This window comes from Glycomyces sp. YM15, assembly GCF_016918015.1.
Lineage (GTDB): Bacteria > Actinomycetota > Actinomycetes > Mycobacteriales > Micromonosporaceae > Glycomyces.
Window position 1 is genome coordinate 62214 of record NZ_JAERMK010000022.1, and the last position, 18590, is coordinate 80803.

Here is an 18590-nt window from a genome sequence, read left to right on the forward strand (position 1 = left end):
CGCCGCTACCCCCGTGCCTGGGGGGGGGCCGGGACCCGCCGCGGCTCCCGGCCCACCACTGCGTCAGGGGCTACTCGGCCTTGCCTGCGTGCGCGGGGAACTGCCGCTTCAACAGGTCCTCGGCCTCGGTGAGCTCGAGCTTGCCGATGAACTCGACCCACGAGAGCGAATCGGCCACGGTCTCGCGGATCGACAGGATCGTCGTCCCCGGGATCCGCATCGTCAGCGTCGCCGGCGAGCCGATCTGCTTCTGCGCCAGGACCGCCTCGGTCGGGTGGCCGCCCAGGCCCTTCGCGAGTTCGAACACCGCCGACTCGTTCTCCTTGGCCTTCGGCACCCATTCCATGTCGCGCTTGAGCATCAGCGCCGCGCCGACGGACTTGCCGCCGGACTCGCCGCTGTAGTTGAGCACGATCCGGTTCGCGTCCCCGCGCGCGCTGGAGAGACGCCACGCCGCATCCGTGACGTCGACGAGCTGACCCTGGAAGCGCCGCACCGAGTTCCGCGCCTGTTTGAGCCGGCGCCGGTCGGCGAGCGGCTTGGCGACGAGCCGGAACAGCAGCACGAGCACCGCCAGCACGAGCACGCCGATGCCGACTGCGGCGACCTCGTGCAGGCCCGCGTCGACCGACCAGATGATCGCCATCGGCACGAGCATGCCCGAAGCGAAGCCCAGGAGCGGCTTGAGCCAGAACGGCCCGTTCCCTCCCGGCAGGCGCAGGGGCGCCATCAGCCCGATCACGGCCGCGGCGACCAGCGCGATGCCGACCACCTCCGGCGCGGGCACGTCGTAGCGGCGCAGCCAGTCGACGGCCCACCAGGCCAGGAAGCCCGAGCCGATGAGCACGGTCGGGATGAGCAGCACGACGGCGAACATCAGCTGCTGCGGCTGCGGGCGGGTGCGTGAGGCGAGCACGGGCCCGAGCAGCAGGAGCGGCAGGACGATCCCGAACAACGCGACCAAGGTGGCGCTCAGAACGGCCACCGGCAAAAGCGCGGACAAGACGGTTCTCTCCATTCTTTGCCTTGGGAGCTACAGCTCGGCCTGCGAAGGCACGGCATTGTCCGGGAGGCACAGGGGTGAATCAGAGCGAGCTTATCAACGGCGCGAAAAGCGATCGGGGCTCCGGGACCGCCGTTGTGCGCGGCGACCCCGGAGCCCCGATGGAACTCGTTCCGGATTTAAGCGGACTTGTCCAGTTCCCGGCCCTTCAGGGCGCGGTCGATGTCGGCCCGGCCCTCGGCCACCCCGCGCTTGACCGGCGCGGGCCGCTCCTCGGCGAGCCAGGCGTCGAGTGTCTCGAGCGTCTCGGCTTCGATCAGGTTCGACGGGAACGCGAGCTTGGAGAACTCGACGGCCTGCTGCGCGCCCAGCTTCTCCCACAGCTCCGGGACGGCGTCCAGGTACGGCTGCAGGTACGGGCGCACCAGGTCGGCCTGGTCGAGCGGCGCGAAACCGAGCATGGAGGACCGGCGGACCCAGTTCTCCGAGTTCGGGTCGGTGATCCGCTCCCAGGCGCGCTGCTTCGCTTCGGCGTTCGGGACGACCGCGCGGGCGACGTACGACAGGCGCTGGCCGTCGGCGGTCGAGTCCCGGTCGAGCTCGGCGTCGATGGCGTCCTCCGCGACGGCGCCGTTGCCGACGAGCCCGGTGAGCAGGGCCCACCGCAGGTCGGCGTCGACGGCCAGCCCTTCGGGGACGTCGCGACCCTCGAGCCATCCGGCGATGCGGCCCAGGTCGGCCTCGGAACGCGAGGCGGACGCGTAGGCCTTCGCCCAGGAGCGCTGCGGGTCCGAGCCCGGCGCTGCGGCCTCCATGGCGGCCTTCGCGGCCTGCGCCCAGGACTCGCGCAGCGCGGCCCGGTTCGCGGGGTCGGCGTAGGCGAGCGCTCCGGCGACCTGCCGCTGCGCGACGGTGACGATGTTGATGTCGTCCTCGGTGGTCAGGCTGCGGCAGCCGAGCTCCACGAACTGGGTCGCGGGCAGTTCGGCGTCGCGCAGCATGTCCCACGCGGCGGCCCAGATCAGCGCGCGGGCGAGGGAGTCCTCGAGCGCCGAGGTGTGCTCGACGGCCGTGGCCAGGCTCCGCTCGTCCAGGCGCAGCTTCGCGTAGGTGAGGTCGTCGTCGTTGAGCAGCAGGAAGTCCGGCTGCTTGACACCGGCGAGCGCGGTGATCTCCGTCGTCTCGCCCGCGACGTCCACTTCGATCCGGTCGCGGCGCACCAGGCGCCCGCCGTCCAGGTCGTACAGGCCGATCGCGATCCGGTGCGTGCGGTGGGTCGGGTGCTCGGCCGGGACCTCCTGCAGCACGGTCACCTTGGTGTAGTCGCCGTCGGCGTCGACCGCCACGTCGGGACGCAGGGTCGAGACGCCGGCGGTGCGCAGCCACGTGTTCGCGAAGTCCTGGAGCGGCTTGCCGCTCGCGGTCTCCAGTTCGCCGAGGAGGTCCTGGAAGACCGCGTTGCCGAACTGGTGCTTCTCGAAGTAGGCGCGCAGCCCCGCCAGGAACGGTTCGATGCCGACGTAGGCGACGAGCTGCTTGAGGATCGAGGCGCCCTTGGAGTAGGTGATGCCGTCGAAGTTGGCCTGGATCTCCTCGGTGTCGCCCGCGGCGGTGTACACCGGGTGCGTGGTCGGCTGCTGGTCGGCGCCGTAGCCCCAGTTCTTGCGGGCCGAGAGGAACGTGGTCCAGGCGCCGTCGAAGCGGGTGGCCTCCACGTTCGCCCAGTGGGAGGCCCACTCCGCGAAGGACTCGTTGAGCCACAGGTCGTCCCACCAGCGCATGGTCACGAGGTCGCCGAACCACATGTGGGCCATCTCGTGCAGGATCACGTTGGCGCGCTGCTCGAGCTCGAAGTCGGTGACCTGGCTGCGGAACAGGAACGAGGCCTCGGCGATCGTGACGCAGCCGAAGTTCTCCATCGCGCCGAAGTTGTACTCGGGGGCGAAGACCTGGTCGTACTTCGGCAGCGGGTAGCGCGCCCCGAAGTGGGAGTGGAAGTGGTCGAAGCCCTGGCGGGTGACCTCGAAGACCCCCTCGGGGTCGAGGTAGTCCTTCATGGACTGTCGGCAGTACAGGCCCAGGTCGATGCCGTCGTGGGTCTCGTGCACGCCGAAGTACGGGCCCGCGCAGATCGCGGTGATGTACGGGCTCATCCGCACCGACTGCTCGAACAGCGTCACCTTGAGGTCGACGTCCTCGACCACGGTCTCGGATTCGGCGGGCATGTTGGAGATCACGGTCCAGTGCTTCGGGGTGCGCACCTGGAACGTGAAACTCGCCTTGAGGTCGGGCTGGTCGAAGCAGGCGTACACGCGCTGCGCGTCGGCCACCTCGAACTGCGAGTAGAGGTAGGTCTCCTTGTCGACCGGGTCGGTCATGCGGTGCAGGCCCTGGCCGTCGGTCGAGTACGCGAAGACCGCGTTGACGACCAGCTCGTTCTCGGCCGCAAGGCCCTGGAGCTTCAGCCCGGCCTTGGGGTCGAACCCGGTGAGGTCGACCGGCTCCCCGTTCAGGTAGGCGTCTTCGATCCGCTCGGCGGCGATCTCGATGAACGTCTCCGCACCCGGTTCGGTGCAGGAGAACTTGACGGCGGTGCGCGAGCCGAAGGTGTCGCCCTGCTCGTGCCCGGTGAGGTCGAGCTCCACGGTGTAGGACTCGACGTGGAGCAGCTCAGCGCGCCGCTGAGCCTCGTCTCGAGTGAGAATGTGCGTTGCCGCCACAATGCCTCCAGTCAGGGTTCGTATATGAAAGAAGTGTGTCACATCTCGGGAGTTCACTCGGCGGCCACGTCGCCGATGAACAGGGTCGATTACGCTCGTGGCGTGACTGCTGCACACCCGATCGACCAGGCCTGGCTCGCGACCCATATTCACGACACCGCAAGCGGCGTCGTAGGCGGAGGCACTGGCGCGAAGAACTACGACGAATTCCCCGACGAAACCGAGATCACGCGGATCATCGAGGCGAATCCCGCTTCCATGCTGGGCGTCGAGATGCCCGCCCACACGCCCGAGGCGGTGGCCGCCGGACTGACGTTCGAGCAGGCCCTGCCCGCCGCCGCCGAGCGGCTGGCGGCCCTCAAGGAGGCCGGGCGCTTCGCGGCGTTCGGCGACGTGGCCGTCGCCTACCGGATCTCCGGCGGCGAGGAGCCCACGGCCTACGGCGTGTTCTGCCTCGTCGACACCGCCGAGATCTCCTCCTCCGCGGAGGAGCCCGGCAAGGTCATCCGCAACGAGGACGTCTTCATCGAGAAGGTCAAGCAGCGCAACGAGCTCAACCAGCGTCTGCGCCACCTGCTCAGCCCCGTCCTGCTGCTCCAGTCGAGCCGCGGCGAGGAGCTGCACGCCGCGATCGAGGCGGCCATCGCCGAAGCGGGGGAGCCCGTCGCGAAGGACCTGGACGAGGCCGGGCGCGCGCACGAGATCTGGGCGATCGGCGGCGACGCCGGAGCGGCGCTGACCGCGCTCGCGGGCGACGGCGACCTCATCGTCGCCGACGGCAACCACCGCTCGCTGGCCGCGCAGGTGGGCAAGCTCGACCGGTTCCTCGCGGTGATCACCACCCCGCAGTCGGTCGTCATCCGCCCCTACCACCGCCTCGTCAAGGGCCTGCCGGGTTCGGCCTCGCAGCTGGTGGAGCAGATCGGCCAGATCGGCGCCTCGGTCATCGAGACCGACGGCCCGCCCGAAACGCCGTCCGAGGGCGGCACCGTGGTCGTCTACGGACAGGGCCGCACCTGGGAGATCTCGTTCCCGGCGACCGAGGGCTCCGTGGTGGACCGCCTCGACCACACGCAGGTCGAGAACGAGGTCTTCACCGGCCTGCTCGGCTGGGACGCGGGGGACAAGCGCATCACCTACGTGGGCGGCGACTACCCGGCCTCCTGGCTCGCCGAGCAGGTGGACGCGGGCAAGGCCGACCTGGCGATCCTCATCGCCCCGGTCACGGTCCCCGACTTCATCGACGTGAACCTCCAGCGGTTGAAGATGCCGCGCAAATCGACCTGGTTCGTGCCCAAGGCCCGCGCCGGTCTCGCCATCGTCGAGCTCCCGAAAGGCTAAGGTCCCATCGTGCGCATTTATCTCGCCTCCGACCACGCGGGCCTCGAGCTCAAGGACCACCTGGTGAAGCACCTGGGCGGTCGCGGCTTCGAGGTCGTCGACGTGGGCCCGCACCAGTACGACGCTGAGGACGACTACCCGCCGTTCTGCCTCAACGCCGCCTCGCAGGTGGTCGCTGACAAGGGCAGTCTCGGCATCGTGATCGGCGGCTCCGGCAACGGCGAGCAGATCGCCGCGAACAAGGTCCCGGGCTGCCGCGCCGCCCTGGCCTGGAGCGTGGAGACCGCCAAGCTCGGCCGGCAGCACAACGACGCGAACGTGGTCGCCATCGGCGGCCGCATGCACTCGCTCGACGAGGCCACGAGCTTCGCCGACGCGTTCGTGGACGAGGCCTTCTCCGGGGCCGAGCGCCACCAGCGCCGCATCGACATGCTCACCGAGTGGGAGGCCACTCACGAGCTTCCCGAACTGCCTTAAGCGGCAACGGAGTACGGCAGGGCCCGGGCGCATGCCCGGGCCCTTCGCCGTTCGACGGAATCCGGAGAATTCGGCATATCGGATCTGGAGTATTCGGACGCGTGTTGGTAGCGTCAGTGCATGTCCAAGGGTTTTCGCGTCTTCCTGCACCTTCTCCAGGCCCTGTCCCTGCTCGGGGCCCTCTGGTACCTCTACTTCAGCTTCCGCAACGCCTACGACGGCATGGGGTTGAGCGACGGAGAAAACCAGCACATCAACACCTGGATCATCGGCCTCGGGATCCTGTCCATCGCGCTCTCGCCGCAGCTGTGGTCCTCGGCCCGCAGCAAGAACCCCTACACCGCAATGGACGAGGACCGAGCGCGCGGCGATGCGGCACCTCCCGGCAGGTACGAGCCTATGCAGACCAACCAGGCTCCGGCCCCGCCGGCCAGCTCCTACAGCCAGCCCTCCGCCCCGCGGGCCGACTCGTATGGCCAGCCTTCCGGCGGCGGCATCACGCCGACCTCCTCCCCGCAGGCCGGCAGTCCCTGGAACTTCGGCCGCTGATCCGTCGGCGGGCCGGGTTGCCCGTTGAGACGCTGCGAACAGCACCGGCTCCGGGGGCCGTGGAAGGTGGATACCGGGCGTTACGCTATATGAATTTACGGCTCGCAAGCGTCGTCGAGGGCGGGCTCGGAGTTATTCATCGCGAAGGACCACTCATGTCGAACGCCACCGTCGACCTCGTCTGCGGCCCGGCCGACCCCCTGCCGGGGTCAGAGCAGAGCTACCGGCTGACCGGCCTGCTCGGCTCGGGCGGGCAGGCCGACGTGTACCAGGCCGTTCGCGTCTCGGCCGGGGTCGCCTCGGCCCCCCTGAGCGTCAAGGTCCTCCGGGTGAACCCCCACGACACCCGCGAGCACCAGTTCCGTTCCTGGGACAAGGGCGACGCGGTCCTCATGGACCTCCACGGCCGCAACGTGGGGGCGATCTGCCGCCGCATCGACGCGTTCTACGGCCGCCTGCCGCACCCGCCCGGCAAGGCCCCGCAGGGCGAGCCCGTCCCGTTCCAGGTGCTCGAATACCTGCCCGGCCACGACCTGCGCCAGCTCCTGCAGTGGCGGCTCGGCCGCGTGGACGCCGCCCGCACCCTCAAGTCCGTCGCCGAGGTCATGCAGGCGATGCACCATCCCCCCGTCGGCGCGCACCCGGTCCTGCACATGGACCTCAAGCCCGCGAACGTGATCATCGGCCCCGACGGCTCGGCGAAGGTCATCGACTTCACCGGCGCCCGCTACTACACCCCGGCCCACCTGACCACCATCGCCTACACCCGCGAGACCGCCGGTCCCGAAGCGCACCAAGGGAGCGTGGGCCCCGCCTACGACGTGCACGGCTTCGGTTCGATCGCGTTCTACCTCGTCACCGGCGCGAGCGCCCGCACGGACTCGCCCGGGCAGGAGCAGACGGTGCCGTGGGCGCGGCTGCGCAAGCACCCGGTCCTGGAATCGCACCCGCGCCTGCGCGAGCTGCTGACCGCCCCGCTCGACGACAATCCGGAGAACCGGCCCCGCACCGAGGAGCTGCCGCGCTGGATCGGCGAGCTGTGCGCCGTCGTCTCCCGCTCGAACCTCCCCGACCTCGGCGTCGACTGGAACAACCAGCACACCGGCGGCCCGCACTCGGTGCCGATGGGCGCCCCCATCGACTCCGCCGCGACCCGCCGCCTCGACCGCCCGTCCGCGCCCGCCGCGCCCCCCACCCGAGTGGCCCCCGCGGCCGACGGCACGCGTGTCCTGGCCGACGGCACCCGTGTCATGGAAGCGGCGGTGTCGCCCCAGAACGCGGTGCAGGACAAGCCGATCGCCGGACGCGTCCGCGTTCCCGGCCAGGACCAGCGCCAGGACGGCTACTCTGCCGGCCGCTCCTCAGGGCCGGACCCGGAACGCGGCCCGCTGCCGCGCCTGAAGCTCGCCACCGACCCCGAGGATCCGAGCGAACGCGAACTCGACAAGGCCGACCGGCCGCCGCTGCTCGGCCCGCCCGGGTCGCTCTCGAAGGGCTTCGAGCTCTCCGTGATCGGCGGGCTGTTCTCGCTCATCATGTGGCTCATCTGGGCGATCCAGCAGGGCATGGAGACGCTGCGCAGCCAGGTCTTCAGCTACCTGTTCGTGCTCGCCGTGGCCGTGGGCGTGTTCTTCCTGATCCGTGTCGCGGGAGGCATCCTCTGGGGCCGCTGGCTCCACGCCAAACGCAAATCGGCGCGGCTCGCGCACCTGGCGACCGGGATCTTCCTGTTCATGGTCGGCATGAGCTATCTGGACCAGCTCAGTTGGAGCTGGGTATCGCTCGACTTCGGCTGGTTCGACTGGATCACCGACCTTTTCGGAGAGTGACGGCGGGCGCCCCGATCGCGTGAACCGCACTCGTTTCCGCGACATTCCGACGGGACTTCGAGACTTTCTCCAGCGTCCATGAAGTAGCTGCAACTACGCTTTCCGGTAATCAAGACCGCGGGAATCTTGCCTGTTTTCCAATCCCGCGGTGTAACCGCGAAGGGCGGATCGGGCGTCTAGATAGACGACAGACCCCCCTGGAAACCGGAAAGGCATTGAGATGACCGCATTGACATCGGTCGGTGCCGCAGCGCTCACTCCTGAGCAGCGTGAAGCCTTCGATCGCGACGGCTATCTGATGATCCGCGGCGCGCTCGACGCCGAAGAGATCCAGCGTTGCTCCGACGCTTTGGACCGCGTGTACGAGCTCGAGAAGGAAGCGGGACGGCTCAGCCCCGAAGGGGCGATGCACCGCCTCGACGCCGTCACATCCTGCCCGGAACTCGCGTTCCTCCTCAACCACCCCAGGACCTTCCACTATGTGTGGTCGATCCTGGGCTGGAACTTCCACGTCTACCACTCGCACGTGGACAAGCACCCGCCGATCGCCGGCAAGCGGCCCTTCCGCTTCGAATGGCACCAGGACGGCGGCCGGCAGAACCGCGAGACCGAGACCGACCCGCGCCCGCGCCTCTCGGTCAAGCTCGCCTACTTCTTCACCGACCTCTCCGAAGAGGGCCGCGGCAACACCAAGATCATCCCCGGCTCCCACAAGTGGAACCGGATCGACGGCCCGCCGCGCCGCGACATGGAGTGGCCCGACCCGGAAGGCGCCATCGAGGTCACCGGCAACGCCGGCGACGTCATGTTCTTCGACCGCCGCATCTGGCACGCCCGCAGCGACAACTACTCGGACCTGACCCGCAAGGTCGCGTTCTTCGGGTTCACGCCGCGCTGGATCCGCGCCCGCGACCTCGTCGACCACCTGCCGCATGAGCCGTGGTGGAACGACCTCGACCCGGTGCAGCAGCAGATGCTCGGCGGCCACATGGACACCGGCGACCACGGCTGGGGCCACTGGCCGAAGGAGACCCCGCTGTACAACTGGCTGGCCGAGCGTGACCTCCTCGACCCGGAATACCCGCCGCTGCGCCCGTAAGGGCCCGCACGTGGCAGGCTGACCGCATGAGCACCACTGACGCCGACCTCGCGCGCGACATCTTCAACCGCTCGCACCTGACCGGGGAGTTCACACTCCGGTCCGGTGTGGTCGCGCACGAGTACTTCGACAAGTACCTGTTCGAGTCCGACCCGGTCCTGCTGCGGCGCATCGCCGAGGCGCTGGCGCCGCTGGTGCCCGCGCACGGCGTGGACGCGCTGGCGGGCCTGGAACTCGGCGGCATCCCGATCGTGACCGCCCTGTCGCAGGTGACGGGCCTCCCGGCCCTGTTCGTGCGCAAGGCGGCCAAGACGTACGGCACGTGCCGCCTGGCCGAGGGCGGCGAGGTCGGCGGACGTCGGCTGTTCATCGTGGAGGACGTGATCACCTCCGGCGGCGCCGTGCTCGACGCCGTCGAGGAGCTGCGGAACCGCGGCGGCGTCGTCGAACAGGGCCTGTGCGTGATCGACCGAGAGTCGGGCGGGTTGAAGAACCTGGCCGACGTGGGCGTCGAGATCCATCCGCTGTTCTCGATGACCGAGTTGAAGGCCGCGGGAGCGAACTAGCGCGACCGAAGCGGGGCCGGACGATCGTTCGTCCGGCCCCGCTCGCCATGTGCGCTACCGGGCCCAGAGCCAGATCTCGGAGCCCTTCGGGTGCTCGGTGCCCGCGTCGAGCGACTGCTCGAACACGGTGCCGGTGAACCAGATCTGCGCGGTGTTCACCTTGAAACCCAGCGTCTCCAGCTTCTCGGTGGCCTCGTCGATGTCCATGCCGACGACGTCGGGGACCTCGACCGGCTCGGGGCCGTCGCTGACCACGAGGTCGACGGTGTCGCCCGGTCCCGCCGGGGCCTGGCCCGCCGGGGTCTGCGAGATGACCAGGCCCTTGCCGATGGTGTCGCTGTAGCCGCGGGTGACCTCGCCGACCTCCAGGCCCTCGGTCTGGAGCGCCGACACGGCGGCGTCCTCGGTCTGGCCCACCACGTCCGGGACGGTGAGCGGTGGGAACCCGTCGGAGACGTAAACGGTCACGGGCGTCCCGGCCTTGACCTCCTCGCCCGCGGCCGGGTCGGTGCGGGTGATCTCGTTGGCCTCGTAGTCGGCGCTGTACTCGCGCTCGACCTTGACCTCGGCGTCGAACTTCGCGAGCGCCTCGCGGGCCCCGTCCTCGGTCATCCCCGCCAGGTTCGGCACCTGGTACCGCTCGGGCCCTTGGGAGATGACCACGGTGATGGTGGCGCCGCGGCGGATGCGGTCGCCCACCCGCGGGTCCTGCGAGACGATCCCGCCGACGGGGACGCTCTCGCTGTAGCCGTCCACGAGGTCGACTTCGAAGCCCGCTTCCTCGGCGTACGCCGCCACCGACTCCCGCGTCTGGTCGAGCAGCGACGGCGTGGACGTGTACCGGCCGATGCCGATCCACCATCCGGCCGCGGCGACGCCGACGAGCAGCAGGGCGATGAGCCCCAGCGTCAGCAGCGCCTTCCACGACCGCTTGGCCTTGGGCGGTTCCACGACCATCGTCGTCTGCACGACCCGAGTGGGCCGCGGGACCTTCCCGGTGCTGCCCTTCGCCGGCCGCACGTCGACGGCCTGGAGGCGGCGGAGGAACGCCCCTGCGTCGACGGGGCGCGCGCCGGGCCGCCGCGAGGTCGCGGCGGTCACGAGTTCCGCGAGCCCGTCGGGCACGTCAGGGGCTTTCAACTGCGGGGAGGGCACGTCCTCGTCGATGTGGCGGCGCGCCACCGCACCGGAGTCGGGTCCGTCGAACGGCACTTCCCCGGTCAGCAGCTCGTACAGGAGGATCGCGGTCGAGTAGACGTCGCTCGCGGTCGTGGCGGGCTTGCCGTTCACCAGCTCGGGCGCGACATAGGCGGCGGTCGCGACGAGCGGGCCGCCGGTGTCGCGGTCGCCGTGGACCGCTTCGGCCAGACCGAAGTCCACCACTTTCACGCGGTCCCCGCGCCCGCCGTTCTTGAGCAGGATGTTCTCGGGCTTGATGTCACGGTGCACGAGCCCGGCGTCGTGCGCGGCCTGGAGCCCGTCGAGGACCTGCCCGCACAGCTCGACCGCCTCTTCGAGGCGCAGTCGCCGCCGCCGGTTGAGCAGGTCGCGCAGGGTGGTGCCCGCCACGTACTCCATCACGACGTACGGCAGTCCCTCATGGACACCCTGGTCGAACACCGCCACCACGTTCGGGTGCGAGAGCCGCGCGATCGTCTTGGCCTCGTTGGCGAAGGCCTTCACGTCGAAGCCGGCCACCGCCGCGTTGGTGATGATCTTCACCGCGACGGTGCGGTCGAGGCGCTCGTCCCGCGCCTCGTAGACATCGGCCATGCCGCCGCGCGCGATGAGCCGCTCGAGCCGGTACCGCCCGTCGACGCGCGCACCGGTCAGGTCCCCTGTCGTCGTTGTCAACCCGCACCTCACTCAATTAGGGCTGGCAAGCGGGCGCTGTGCCCCTCCACCTGGTGAACAGTCTAGGAGCTTGATACCCATCAAAGTTACGGCTCGCTGGCTTCGCCGTGGGTCTCACAGGACCTCTGCGCCGGGGAACACGGGCTTGTCCGGCGCCACAACGCCGAGCCGCTTCGTGGCGCGGGTGAGCGCCACGTAGAGGTTCCGCAGGCCCGAGGCCGCGATCGCGTCCGGGTCGACGACGATCACGCTGTCGAACTCGAGCCCCTTGGCCTGCTTGACGGTGAGCACCGACGCCGCGGTGATCCCGGCGAGGCCCGCGGCGCGCTCGGCCGTCGTCACGATCGCGACGCTGCCCTCGCCGACCGCGTCCTTCTCGGCGACGACCAGTTCTTCCACCCGCGCGTCCAAGTCCACTTGGGCGATCTCCAGCCACGGCCGGTGGCCCGATTCGCGCACCGAACGCGGCCGCGCCGCCTCGACGTCGATCGCGTCGAGCACGCGCGTGGCGACCTCCATGATCTCGGCCGGGGTCCGGTACGAGACCGTCAACTGCTCGGCGCGCCACGTGAGCCCGGAGTTGCCGAACACCTCGCCCCAGCTGGTCGGGGCGGTGGGCCCGGCGGCCTGCGCGAGGTCGCCGGCGACGGTGAACGATCGCGTCACGCATCGGCGCAGCAGCGCCCGCCACTCCATAGGGGACAGCTCCTGGGCCTCGTCGACGATCACGTGCCCGAAGATCCAGCGCCGGTCCGCCGCCGCCCGCTCCGCCACGGAGACGAACACCTCGTCCACCTGCCGCTCGCCGAGCCAGAACTCGTCGATCACGTCGGTGGCCTGCAGGATCTCCGACTCCTCGTCCTCGAAGTCGAACGAGGCCGAACCGGCCGCGATCGTCAGCACGTCCTGCGCGTACGCGATCTGCTCGGCGGTCAGCCCGCCCGCCCGCTGCTTCACCTCGATCTCGCCCAAGTGCTCGGCGGCCTCATCCAGCAGCGCCACATCGGCGGCGCTCCAGCCGCCCGGCTCCCGCAGCAGGAGCGCCCGCTCCTCCCGCTTCAGCACCGCCGCCGCGGAGGCGATCAGCTCCCCGGACGAGAACAGGTCCTCCAGCAGCTCCTTCGCCGTCAACTCGGGCCACAGCACCTCGATCTGGCCCCGGATCACCGGGTCGGAGGCGATCTCGACCGCGAACTGCGCCCGGTCCTCCAGCCCCAGCAGGTTCTCCCCGCCGAGCGGGTCCTCACCGATGATGTCCGCGTACTGCGTCGCGAGATCGGCGATCACGCGCTTGTGGAAGGTCTCGCGGGCTTCATTGTGCGGCAGGCCCGTCTCGCGCGCCGCGTCCCGCGCGGCCGTGATCTTCTCCGGCCGCAGGTACAGCTCGTGGCCCTCGAAGTCCACCGGCACGGGCTCGCGCGGCACCACTTGGCGGTCGGCGACCGCGCTGGCGATGACGCCGGCCATCACGGCCCGGCCCTTGATCGCGGCGACGGCCTCGGTCTCGGGGCGGTCGGCGACGACGCCGGGGAACAGCTGCGCGGGCGTGCGCAGCAGGACGTCGGTCTCGGCCAGGCCCGGCAGGACCTCGGAGATGTAGCGGAGGAACTGCTTGCCGGGTCCGATGATGAGCACGCCCTGGCGCTTGAGCTTCTCGCGGTGCTCGTACAGCAGGTAGGCGGCGCGGTGGAGCGCGACGGCGGTCTTGCCGGTGCCCGGCGCGCCGTCGACGATCATGACGCCCTCCAGGGGCGCGCGGATGATCCGGTCCTGCTCGGCCTGGATCGTGGCGACGATGTCCTGCATGGCGCCGGTGCGGGCCGCGTCGAGCGCGGCCATCAGCGCGCCTTCGGACCCGATCGTCGATCCGGTTTCGCCCGCGGCGTCCAGGTCCAGGACCTCGTCGTTCACCGAACGGAGGCGGCGGCCCTTGGTGTGGAGGTGGCGCCTGCGGCGCACCCCGGCCGGCGACGCGGCGGTGGCGAGGTAGAACCGGCGGCCGGCCTCACTGCGCCAGTCGACGAGCATCTGCTCGCCGCCTTCGGCATGGATCCCGATGCGGCCCAAGTACATCGGCACATCAGAGGCGAGATAGTCGAGCCGCCCGAAGCACAGGCCCTCCTCGACGGCGTCGAGCTGGGCGATCCGGCGGCGGTACAGGTGGGTCTCGGCGTCGCGCTGCGAGCGCTCCTGGTCGTTCTCCACGTGCCCTCGCCGCGACTCGCCGAGCCGCTCGTCGGCCTCGTCGCGGAGCCGGTCGAGGCGGGCGTACAGCTCGTCGAGGCGTTGCTGCTCGAACTGAACGGCCGGAGTGATGGCAGCGGACACGGCTCTCCTCGGATGCGGAGCGGACGGGATTCAAGACGACGATGCGCGAAAGGTGCTGTGCGATGCGAGAGCGATGGGCCCGCCGGCAGGTCTGGCGATGCCTGGGAGCCATGACCTGGCGCGACCGAGCGACCGGCGCAACTGAAAAAGCTTAGCGCTTGTGAGGCGGCATCGTCTCGTTCCAGACGTGAACGTGACCGCCGACCGACCGCTCGGGAACCGGCGGCAGCGTTGTGCTCACATCGACCATCCCGGCATGTGAACATTGATAACGCACCTATAACGAGCAATTGACCTGGTACACACGTCCCACTATGGTTAGCCCGTTATGAGCGTCGGCGTGACTGGAGAGAACGTGCAATGGCCAAAGAGCGATTGATCAGAGAGAACTGGGGGACCAGAGTCGGGTTCATCCTGGCCGCCATCGGTTCGGCGGTCGGACTCGGCAACATCTGGCGATTCCCCGGTGTCGCCTACGAGAACGGCGGCGGCGCCTTCCTCGTGCCCTACCTGGTGGCGCTGCTGACGGCGGGCATCCCGCTGCTCGTCATGGAGTTCACCATCGGCCGGCGCTTCAAAGGCTCGGCCCCGGTGGCGTACCGCCGCCTGAACAAGAACCTGGAGTTCGTCGGCTGGTGGCAGGTCGCCATCTGCATCGTGATCGCGGCCTACTACGCGGTCATCATCGCCTGGGCCGCCATGTACGCGTTCTTCGCGATCGGCCAGACCTGGGGGGACGACCCGGCGACGTACCTGTTCGTCGACTTCCTCGGCAACGGGAACGTCGACGCCAGCGCCTTGGCGTTCAGCGACTTCGGCGAATGGGTGCCCAACCTGACGCTGGTCCTGGCCGCCGTCTGGGTGGTGACGCTCCTGGTCATCGGCGCCGGTGTCCGCAAGGGCATCGAGAACACCGCGAAGATCTTCATTCCACTGCTGGTCGTCCTGTTCGGCGTCCTCGTCGTCCAGGCCCTGACGCTCGACGGCGCCACCGACGGTCTCAACGCGTTCTTCACGCCCGACTGGGACCGGCTCACCGACTCGACGGTGTGGGTCTCCGCGTACGGCCAGATCTTCTTCTCGCTGTCGGTCGGCTTCGGCATCATGGTCACTTACGCCTCCTATCTGAAGCGCAAGTCCGACCTCACCACCTCGGCGTTCACCGTCGGTCTGGCGAACTCCTCGTTCGAGCTGCTCGCCGGCATCGGGGTGTTCTCGGTGCTCGGCTTCATGGCGCTCCAATCCGGGACGCCGATCGACGAGCAGGTGAGCACCGGTGTGGGCCTGGCGTTCGTGGCCTTCCCGGCCATCATCAACACGCTGCCGTACGCCGCTGGTCTGTTCGGCGTGCTGTTCTTCGCCAGCCTCGTCATCGCGGGCTTCACGTCGCTGGTCAGCATCGTGCAGGTGCCGGTCGCGGCCTTCGAGGACCGTTTCGGCGTCAACCGGCTCAAAGGCACGATCTTCGTCGGCGGCACCATCGCGCTGCTGTCGATCGTGCTGTTCCCGGCCACCAACGGCCTGATGCTGCTCGACACCGCCGACGGCTTCATCAACAGCTACGGCATCGCCGTGGCCGCGCTGGTCAGCATCGTCAGCGTCGTCTGGATCGCCTGGAAGTGGGCCGACCTGCGGGAGAACGCCAACCGCACCTCCATCTTCAAGATCGGCTGGGTGTGGCTGGCCTGCCTGGGCCTGGTCACTCCGCTGATCCTCGGATGGATGCTCTTCGACAACATCCGCGCGACCATCGACAACGAGGCGGGCGTCGACTCCGCCACGCTCATCTACGGCTGGACCCTCGCGGGCAGCGCGCTCGTGCTCGGCGTCCTGGCCGCGCTCATCCTGCGCCGCAAGGACGTCCCCGTGCTCGTGGACGAGGCCGAGGTGCCCGGCGAGGCCACCCTGACCAGCGGGAAGGAGGAGACCCAGTGAGCGGAAGCGCAGTGGCGATGATGATCATCGCGATCGTCGTCATCTTCGGAGGCCTGGTCGTCTCGGCGATCACCCTCATGACCCACCCTGAACAGCCCGACGAATAGCAGCCCGAGGAGGGGCCGATCCCCGGATCGGCCCCTTCGCCCTGCGCGCCCCTCCCCACCCGCACCGAAGAAGAGGCACTTCCATGACCACGAGAGAGACCTGGGGGACCCGCGCCGGGTTCATCCTGGCCGCGGCCGGATCGGCCATCGGGCTGGGGAACATCTGGCGCTTCCCCGGCGAGGCCTACCAGTTCGGCGGCGGGGCCTTCCTGCTGCCGTACCTGTTCGCCATCCTCACCGCCGGCATCCCGCTGCTCCTGCTCGAGTACACGATCGGCCGCCGGTACCAGGCCGGTCCGCCCTCGGCCTTCCGTGCGCTGTACCGGCCCGCCGAGGGGATCGGCTGGTGGCAGAACGGGATCGCGTTCTTCCTCGCCACCTTCTACGCCGTCATCATCGCCTGGGCGCTCTGCTATGTCTTCTTCGCGCCGGGTCTGGCCTGGGGCGACGACGCGGGGGCGTTCTTCGGCGTGGAGTTCCTCGCCGCCGGGGCGCCGCTGGACTTCTTCGAATACCGCCCGGTGATGCTCGCGGCCCTGGTCGCGGTCTGGGCGCTGGTCCTGCTGATCATGGCGGGAGGGGTCCGCAAGGGCGTCGAGCTGGCCAACCGGATCTGCATCCCGCTGCTGGTGGTCCTGTTCGGCGTCGTCGTGGTCCGCGCGCTGACGTTGGAGGGCGCCGTCGACGGCCTGAACGCCTTCTTCACTCCGCAGTGGGACAGGATCGGGGACTACGAGATCTGGCTCGCGGCCTACGCGCAGGTGTTCTTCTCGCTGTCGATCGGCATGGGCACGATGATCGCGTACTCGTCCTATCTGAGGAAGCGCAGTGAGCTGTCGACGACGGCCGTGACGGTGGGCTTCGCGAACTCGTCCTTCGAGCTGCTGGCGGGCATCGGGGTGTTCTCGGTGCTCGGGTTCATGTCGAACGCGAACGGCGTCCCGATCGACCAGCTCGTGGGCACTGGCGGCGGCGTCGCGTTCGTGACGTTCCCGACGATCCTCAGCCAGATGCCGGGCGGGGCGTTCATCGGCGTGCTGTTCTTCGCGACCCTTGTCGTCGCGGGCGTCTCCTCGCTGATCTCGATGGTGATCGTGCCGTTCAGCTCGTTCGAGGACCGCTTCGGCTGGAGCCGCAAGAAGAGCGTCCTGGTGCTGGGCGTGCCGATGGCGGCGTTCTCGCTCCTCGTCTACCCGACCGCCAACGGCTCGTCCATGGTGGACGCGGTGGACTTCGCCGTGTCCGGCTACGGCCTCGTGTTCGGCGGGCTCGCGACGATCGTGCTCGCCTTCGCCACCGGCAAGATCAAGGCGCTCGCGGCCGAGGCGAACCGCACGTCGATGCTCAAGCTCGGCACCGTCTGGTACGTCTGCCTGGGGCTCACCTCGGTGGCCCTGGCGTACACGCTCTACCGGAGCATCGAGGGGCAGATCGCGGACCTGTCCGACCCCGAGGTGGCGAACGAGCTCATCTACATCAACTGGGGCGTCGGCGGGGCGATGATCCTGTTCGGCGCCGTCATGACCGCGGTGCTCTGGCGCCGTCCGCTCCCGCAGCGGGCCGACGAATCGGTCGCGGCGACCGCCTGAGCAGGGCTTCGTCGACAATGGCCGCACACGGTTCGTGTGCGGCCATTGTCGTTGCGTACGAAAAGGGAACGTCTATTCGAATTGTGGCGATCGGCGCGCGCTTGCCCCTTGTGTCGAGCGACTTTAACTGTTAGGTTCCTTTCTAATTCGGTGCCCCGAACCGGTTCCACCGGAACGCCGAAGCCCCGCTGACCCATCGTCGATAGGAGACGAAGATGCGCACGAAGCGCAGAATCATCCTGTCCATCGCCGGCGCCGGTACCCTCGCGGTCTCGGCCTCCATGGCGGCCCTGGCCTGGGGCCACGGCTACACCTCCGACCCGCCGAGCCGCTCGGCGCTCTGCGCGGCCGGGGTGGTCTTTGACTGCGGCGCCATCTCCTACGAACCCCAGAGCGTCGAGGGCCCCAAGGGCTTCCCCGCCGCCGGGCCCGCCGACGGCGAGATCTGCTCCGCCGGGCACGCCGAGTTCGCCGAACTCGACGACCCCCGCGGCGGCGACTGGCCCACCACCGCAGTCGATCCCGGAACCCAGACCTTCACCTGGACGATGACCGCCCCGCACTCCACCGCGTCCTTCGACTACTACCTCACCGACGACGCCTACGACCCGACGAAGCCGCTCACCCGCGACATGCTCGACCTCGAGCCCTTCGCCTCCTTCGCGATGGGCGGCGCCGAACCCGACCACACGATGACCCACGACGTGACCCTGCCCGAGCGCAGCGGGCAGCACCTGATCCTCAGCGTCTGGACCATCGCCGACACCGTGAACGCCTTCTACTCCTGCGTCGACGTCGACTTCGGCGGCGGCGAGGAGACCCCCACGGGCACGCCGACCAGCGGCGCCCCGACCGAGCCTCCCGCCGACTGCGGGGCCTGGGACGCCGCGGCCGTCTACACCGCCGGGGACACGGTCACCCACAACGGCACCGTCTACCGCGCCGGCTGGTGGACCACCGGCGAAGAGCCGGGCACCACCGGTGAATGGGGCGTCTGGAAGCCGACCGACGCCTGCTAGAGCGCACCCGTCCGAGACCGGGCCGCCCTGCGCCGCAGGGCGGCCCGTGTCGCGCATCTCGCTTGACGCCGCCCCGGCCCTGGCCTACCCTTGACGACGTCCTTGTTCCCGACGTTAGGCACTCACTTGAAGCTCTAGGTCGTAGACATCGCGCCATCACGTCTCTGTGCACGT

14 protein-coding genes are annotated in these 18590 nt (G+C 69.4%); 10 read left to right on the top strand and 4 right to left on the bottom strand.

Annotation, left to right across the window (positions count from 1 at the left end):
* Positions 1-70: 70 nt before the first annotated feature.
* Both JHY01_RS21315 and pepN read right to left on the bottom strand, forming a co-directional pair.
* Positions 71-1003, bottom strand: coding sequence for a hypothetical protein (locus JHY01_RS21315; protein ID WP_205327712.1), 933 nt, complete (start codon positions 1001-1003; stop codon positions 71-73).
* Between the two features lie 179 nt (positions 1004-1182).
* The gene (pepN, locus tag JHY01_RS21320) at positions 1183-3723 is read right to left on the bottom strand and encodes an aminopeptidase N (RefSeq protein WP_205327713.1); all 2541 of its coding nucleotides are present in this window, start codon (positions 3721-3723) and stop codon (positions 1183-1185) included.
* A gap of 102 nt (positions 3724-3825) precedes the next feature.
* On the opposite strand from pepN, the gene JHY01_RS21325 reads away from it, so the two are divergent.
* The 6 genes from JHY01_RS21325 to pyrE all read left to right on the top strand — a co-directional run bounded on the left by JHY01_RS21325 (position 3826) and on the right by pyrE (position 9584).
* Complete coding sequence (locus JHY01_RS21325; protein WP_205327714.1) at positions 3826-5064, top strand: DUF1015 family protein; 1239 nt, start codon at positions 3826-3828, stop codon at positions 5062-5064.
* Between the two features lie 9 nt (positions 5065-5073).
* Positions 5074-5541, top strand: a complete 468-nt coding sequence (locus tag JHY01_RS21330) for a ribose-5-phosphate isomerase (RefSeq protein ID WP_205327715.1) — start codon at positions 5074-5076, stop codon at positions 5539-5541.
* A 120-nt stretch (positions 5542-5661) separates the two neighbouring features.
* Entirely contained in the window at positions 5662-6090 is a 429-nt protein-coding gene (locus JHY01_RS21335; protein ID WP_205327716.1) for a hypothetical protein, read from the top strand.
* Positions 6091-6245: 155 nt separating this feature from the next.
* Positions 6246-7919 (top strand): protein kinase, encoded by a 1674-nt coding sequence (locus JHY01_RS21340; protein ID WP_205327717.1) that lies wholly within the window; start codon positions 6246-6248, stop codon positions 7917-7919.
* A 220-nt stretch (positions 7920-8139) separates the two neighbouring features.
* Positions 8140-9018, top strand: coding sequence for a phytanoyl-CoA dioxygenase family protein (locus tag JHY01_RS21345; protein WP_205327718.1), 879 nt, complete (start codon positions 8140-8142; stop codon positions 9016-9018).
* 26 nt (positions 9019-9044) lie between these two features.
* Entirely contained in the window at positions 9045-9584 is a 540-nt protein-coding gene (pyrE, locus tag JHY01_RS21350; RefSeq protein WP_205327719.1) for an orotate phosphoribosyltransferase, read from the top strand.
* Between the two features lie 54 nt (positions 9585-9638).
* Here pyrE and JHY01_RS21355 read toward each other — a convergent pair whose 3' ends face one another.
* Both JHY01_RS21355 and JHY01_RS21360 read right to left on the bottom strand, forming a co-directional pair.
* A complete protein-coding gene (locus JHY01_RS21355) occupies positions 9639-11438 on the bottom strand; it encodes a Stk1 family PASTA domain-containing Ser/Thr kinase (RefSeq protein ID WP_205327720.1) in 1800 nt (599 codons plus the stop codon).
* A gap of 114 nt (positions 11439-11552) precedes the next feature.
* The gene (locus JHY01_RS21360) at positions 11553-13766 is read right to left on the bottom strand and encodes an ATP-binding domain-containing protein (RefSeq protein WP_205327721.1); all 2214 of its coding nucleotides are present in this window, start codon (positions 13764-13766) and stop codon (positions 11553-11555) included.
* Between the two features lie 360 nt (positions 13767-14126).
* On the opposite strand from JHY01_RS21360, the gene JHY01_RS21365 reads away from it, so the two are divergent.
* The 4 genes from JHY01_RS21365 to JHY01_RS27445 all read left to right on the top strand — a co-directional run bounded on the left by JHY01_RS21365 (position 14127) and on the right by JHY01_RS27445 (position 18416).
* Positions 14127-15701 (top strand): sodium-dependent transporter, encoded by a 1575-nt coding sequence (locus JHY01_RS21365; protein ID WP_205327722.1) that lies wholly within the window; start codon positions 14127-14129, stop codon positions 15699-15701.
* Positions 15698-15808, top strand: a complete 111-nt coding sequence (locus JHY01_RS21370) for a methionine/alanine import family NSS transporter small subunit (protein ID WP_205327723.1) — start codon at positions 15698-15700, stop codon at positions 15806-15808. The genes JHY01_RS21365 and JHY01_RS21370 overlap by 4 nt, the downstream gene beginning before the upstream one ends.
* A gap of 83 nt (positions 15809-15891) precedes the next feature.
* Complete coding sequence (locus tag JHY01_RS21375) at positions 15892-17397, top strand: sodium-dependent transporter (RefSeq protein WP_205327724.1); 1506 nt, start codon at positions 15892-15894, stop codon at positions 17395-17397.
* Positions 17398-17612: 215 nt separating this feature from the next.
* Positions 17613-18416 carry a lytic polysaccharide monooxygenase gene (locus JHY01_RS27445; protein WP_205327725.1) on the top strand — a complete coding sequence of 268 codons (804 nt, stop codon included), beginning with the start codon at positions 17613-17615 and terminating at the stop codon, positions 18414-18416.
* Positions 18417-18590 lie beyond the last annotated feature (174 nt).

Coding starts and splice junctions, on each gene's coding strand:
- JHY01_RS21335 (WP_205327716.1), top strand. CDS start 5,662: ATGTCCAAGGGTTTTCGCGTCTTCCTGCACCTTCTCCAGGCCCTGTCC.
- JHY01_RS21340 (WP_205327717.1), top strand. CDS start 6,246: ATGTCGAACGCCACCGTCGACCTCGTCTGCGGCCCGGCCGACCCCCTG.
- JHY01_RS27445 (WP_205327725.1), top strand. CDS start 17,613: ATGCGCACGAAGCGCAGAATCATCCTGTCCATCGCCGGCGCCGGTACC.
- JHY01_RS21365 (WP_205327722.1), top strand. CDS start 14,127: ATGGCCAAAGAGCGATTGATCAGAGAGAACTGGGGGACCAGAGTCGGG.
- pyrE (WP_205327719.1), top strand. CDS start 9,045: ATGAGCACCACTGACGCCGACCTCGCGCGCGACATCTTCAACCGCTCG.
- JHY01_RS21375 (WP_205327724.1), top strand. CDS start 15,892: ATGACCACGAGAGAGACCTGGGGGACCCGCGCCGGGTTCATCCTGGCC.
- JHY01_RS21345 (WP_205327718.1), top strand. CDS start 8,140: ATGACCGCATTGACATCGGTCGGTGCCGCAGCGCTCACTCCTGAGCAG.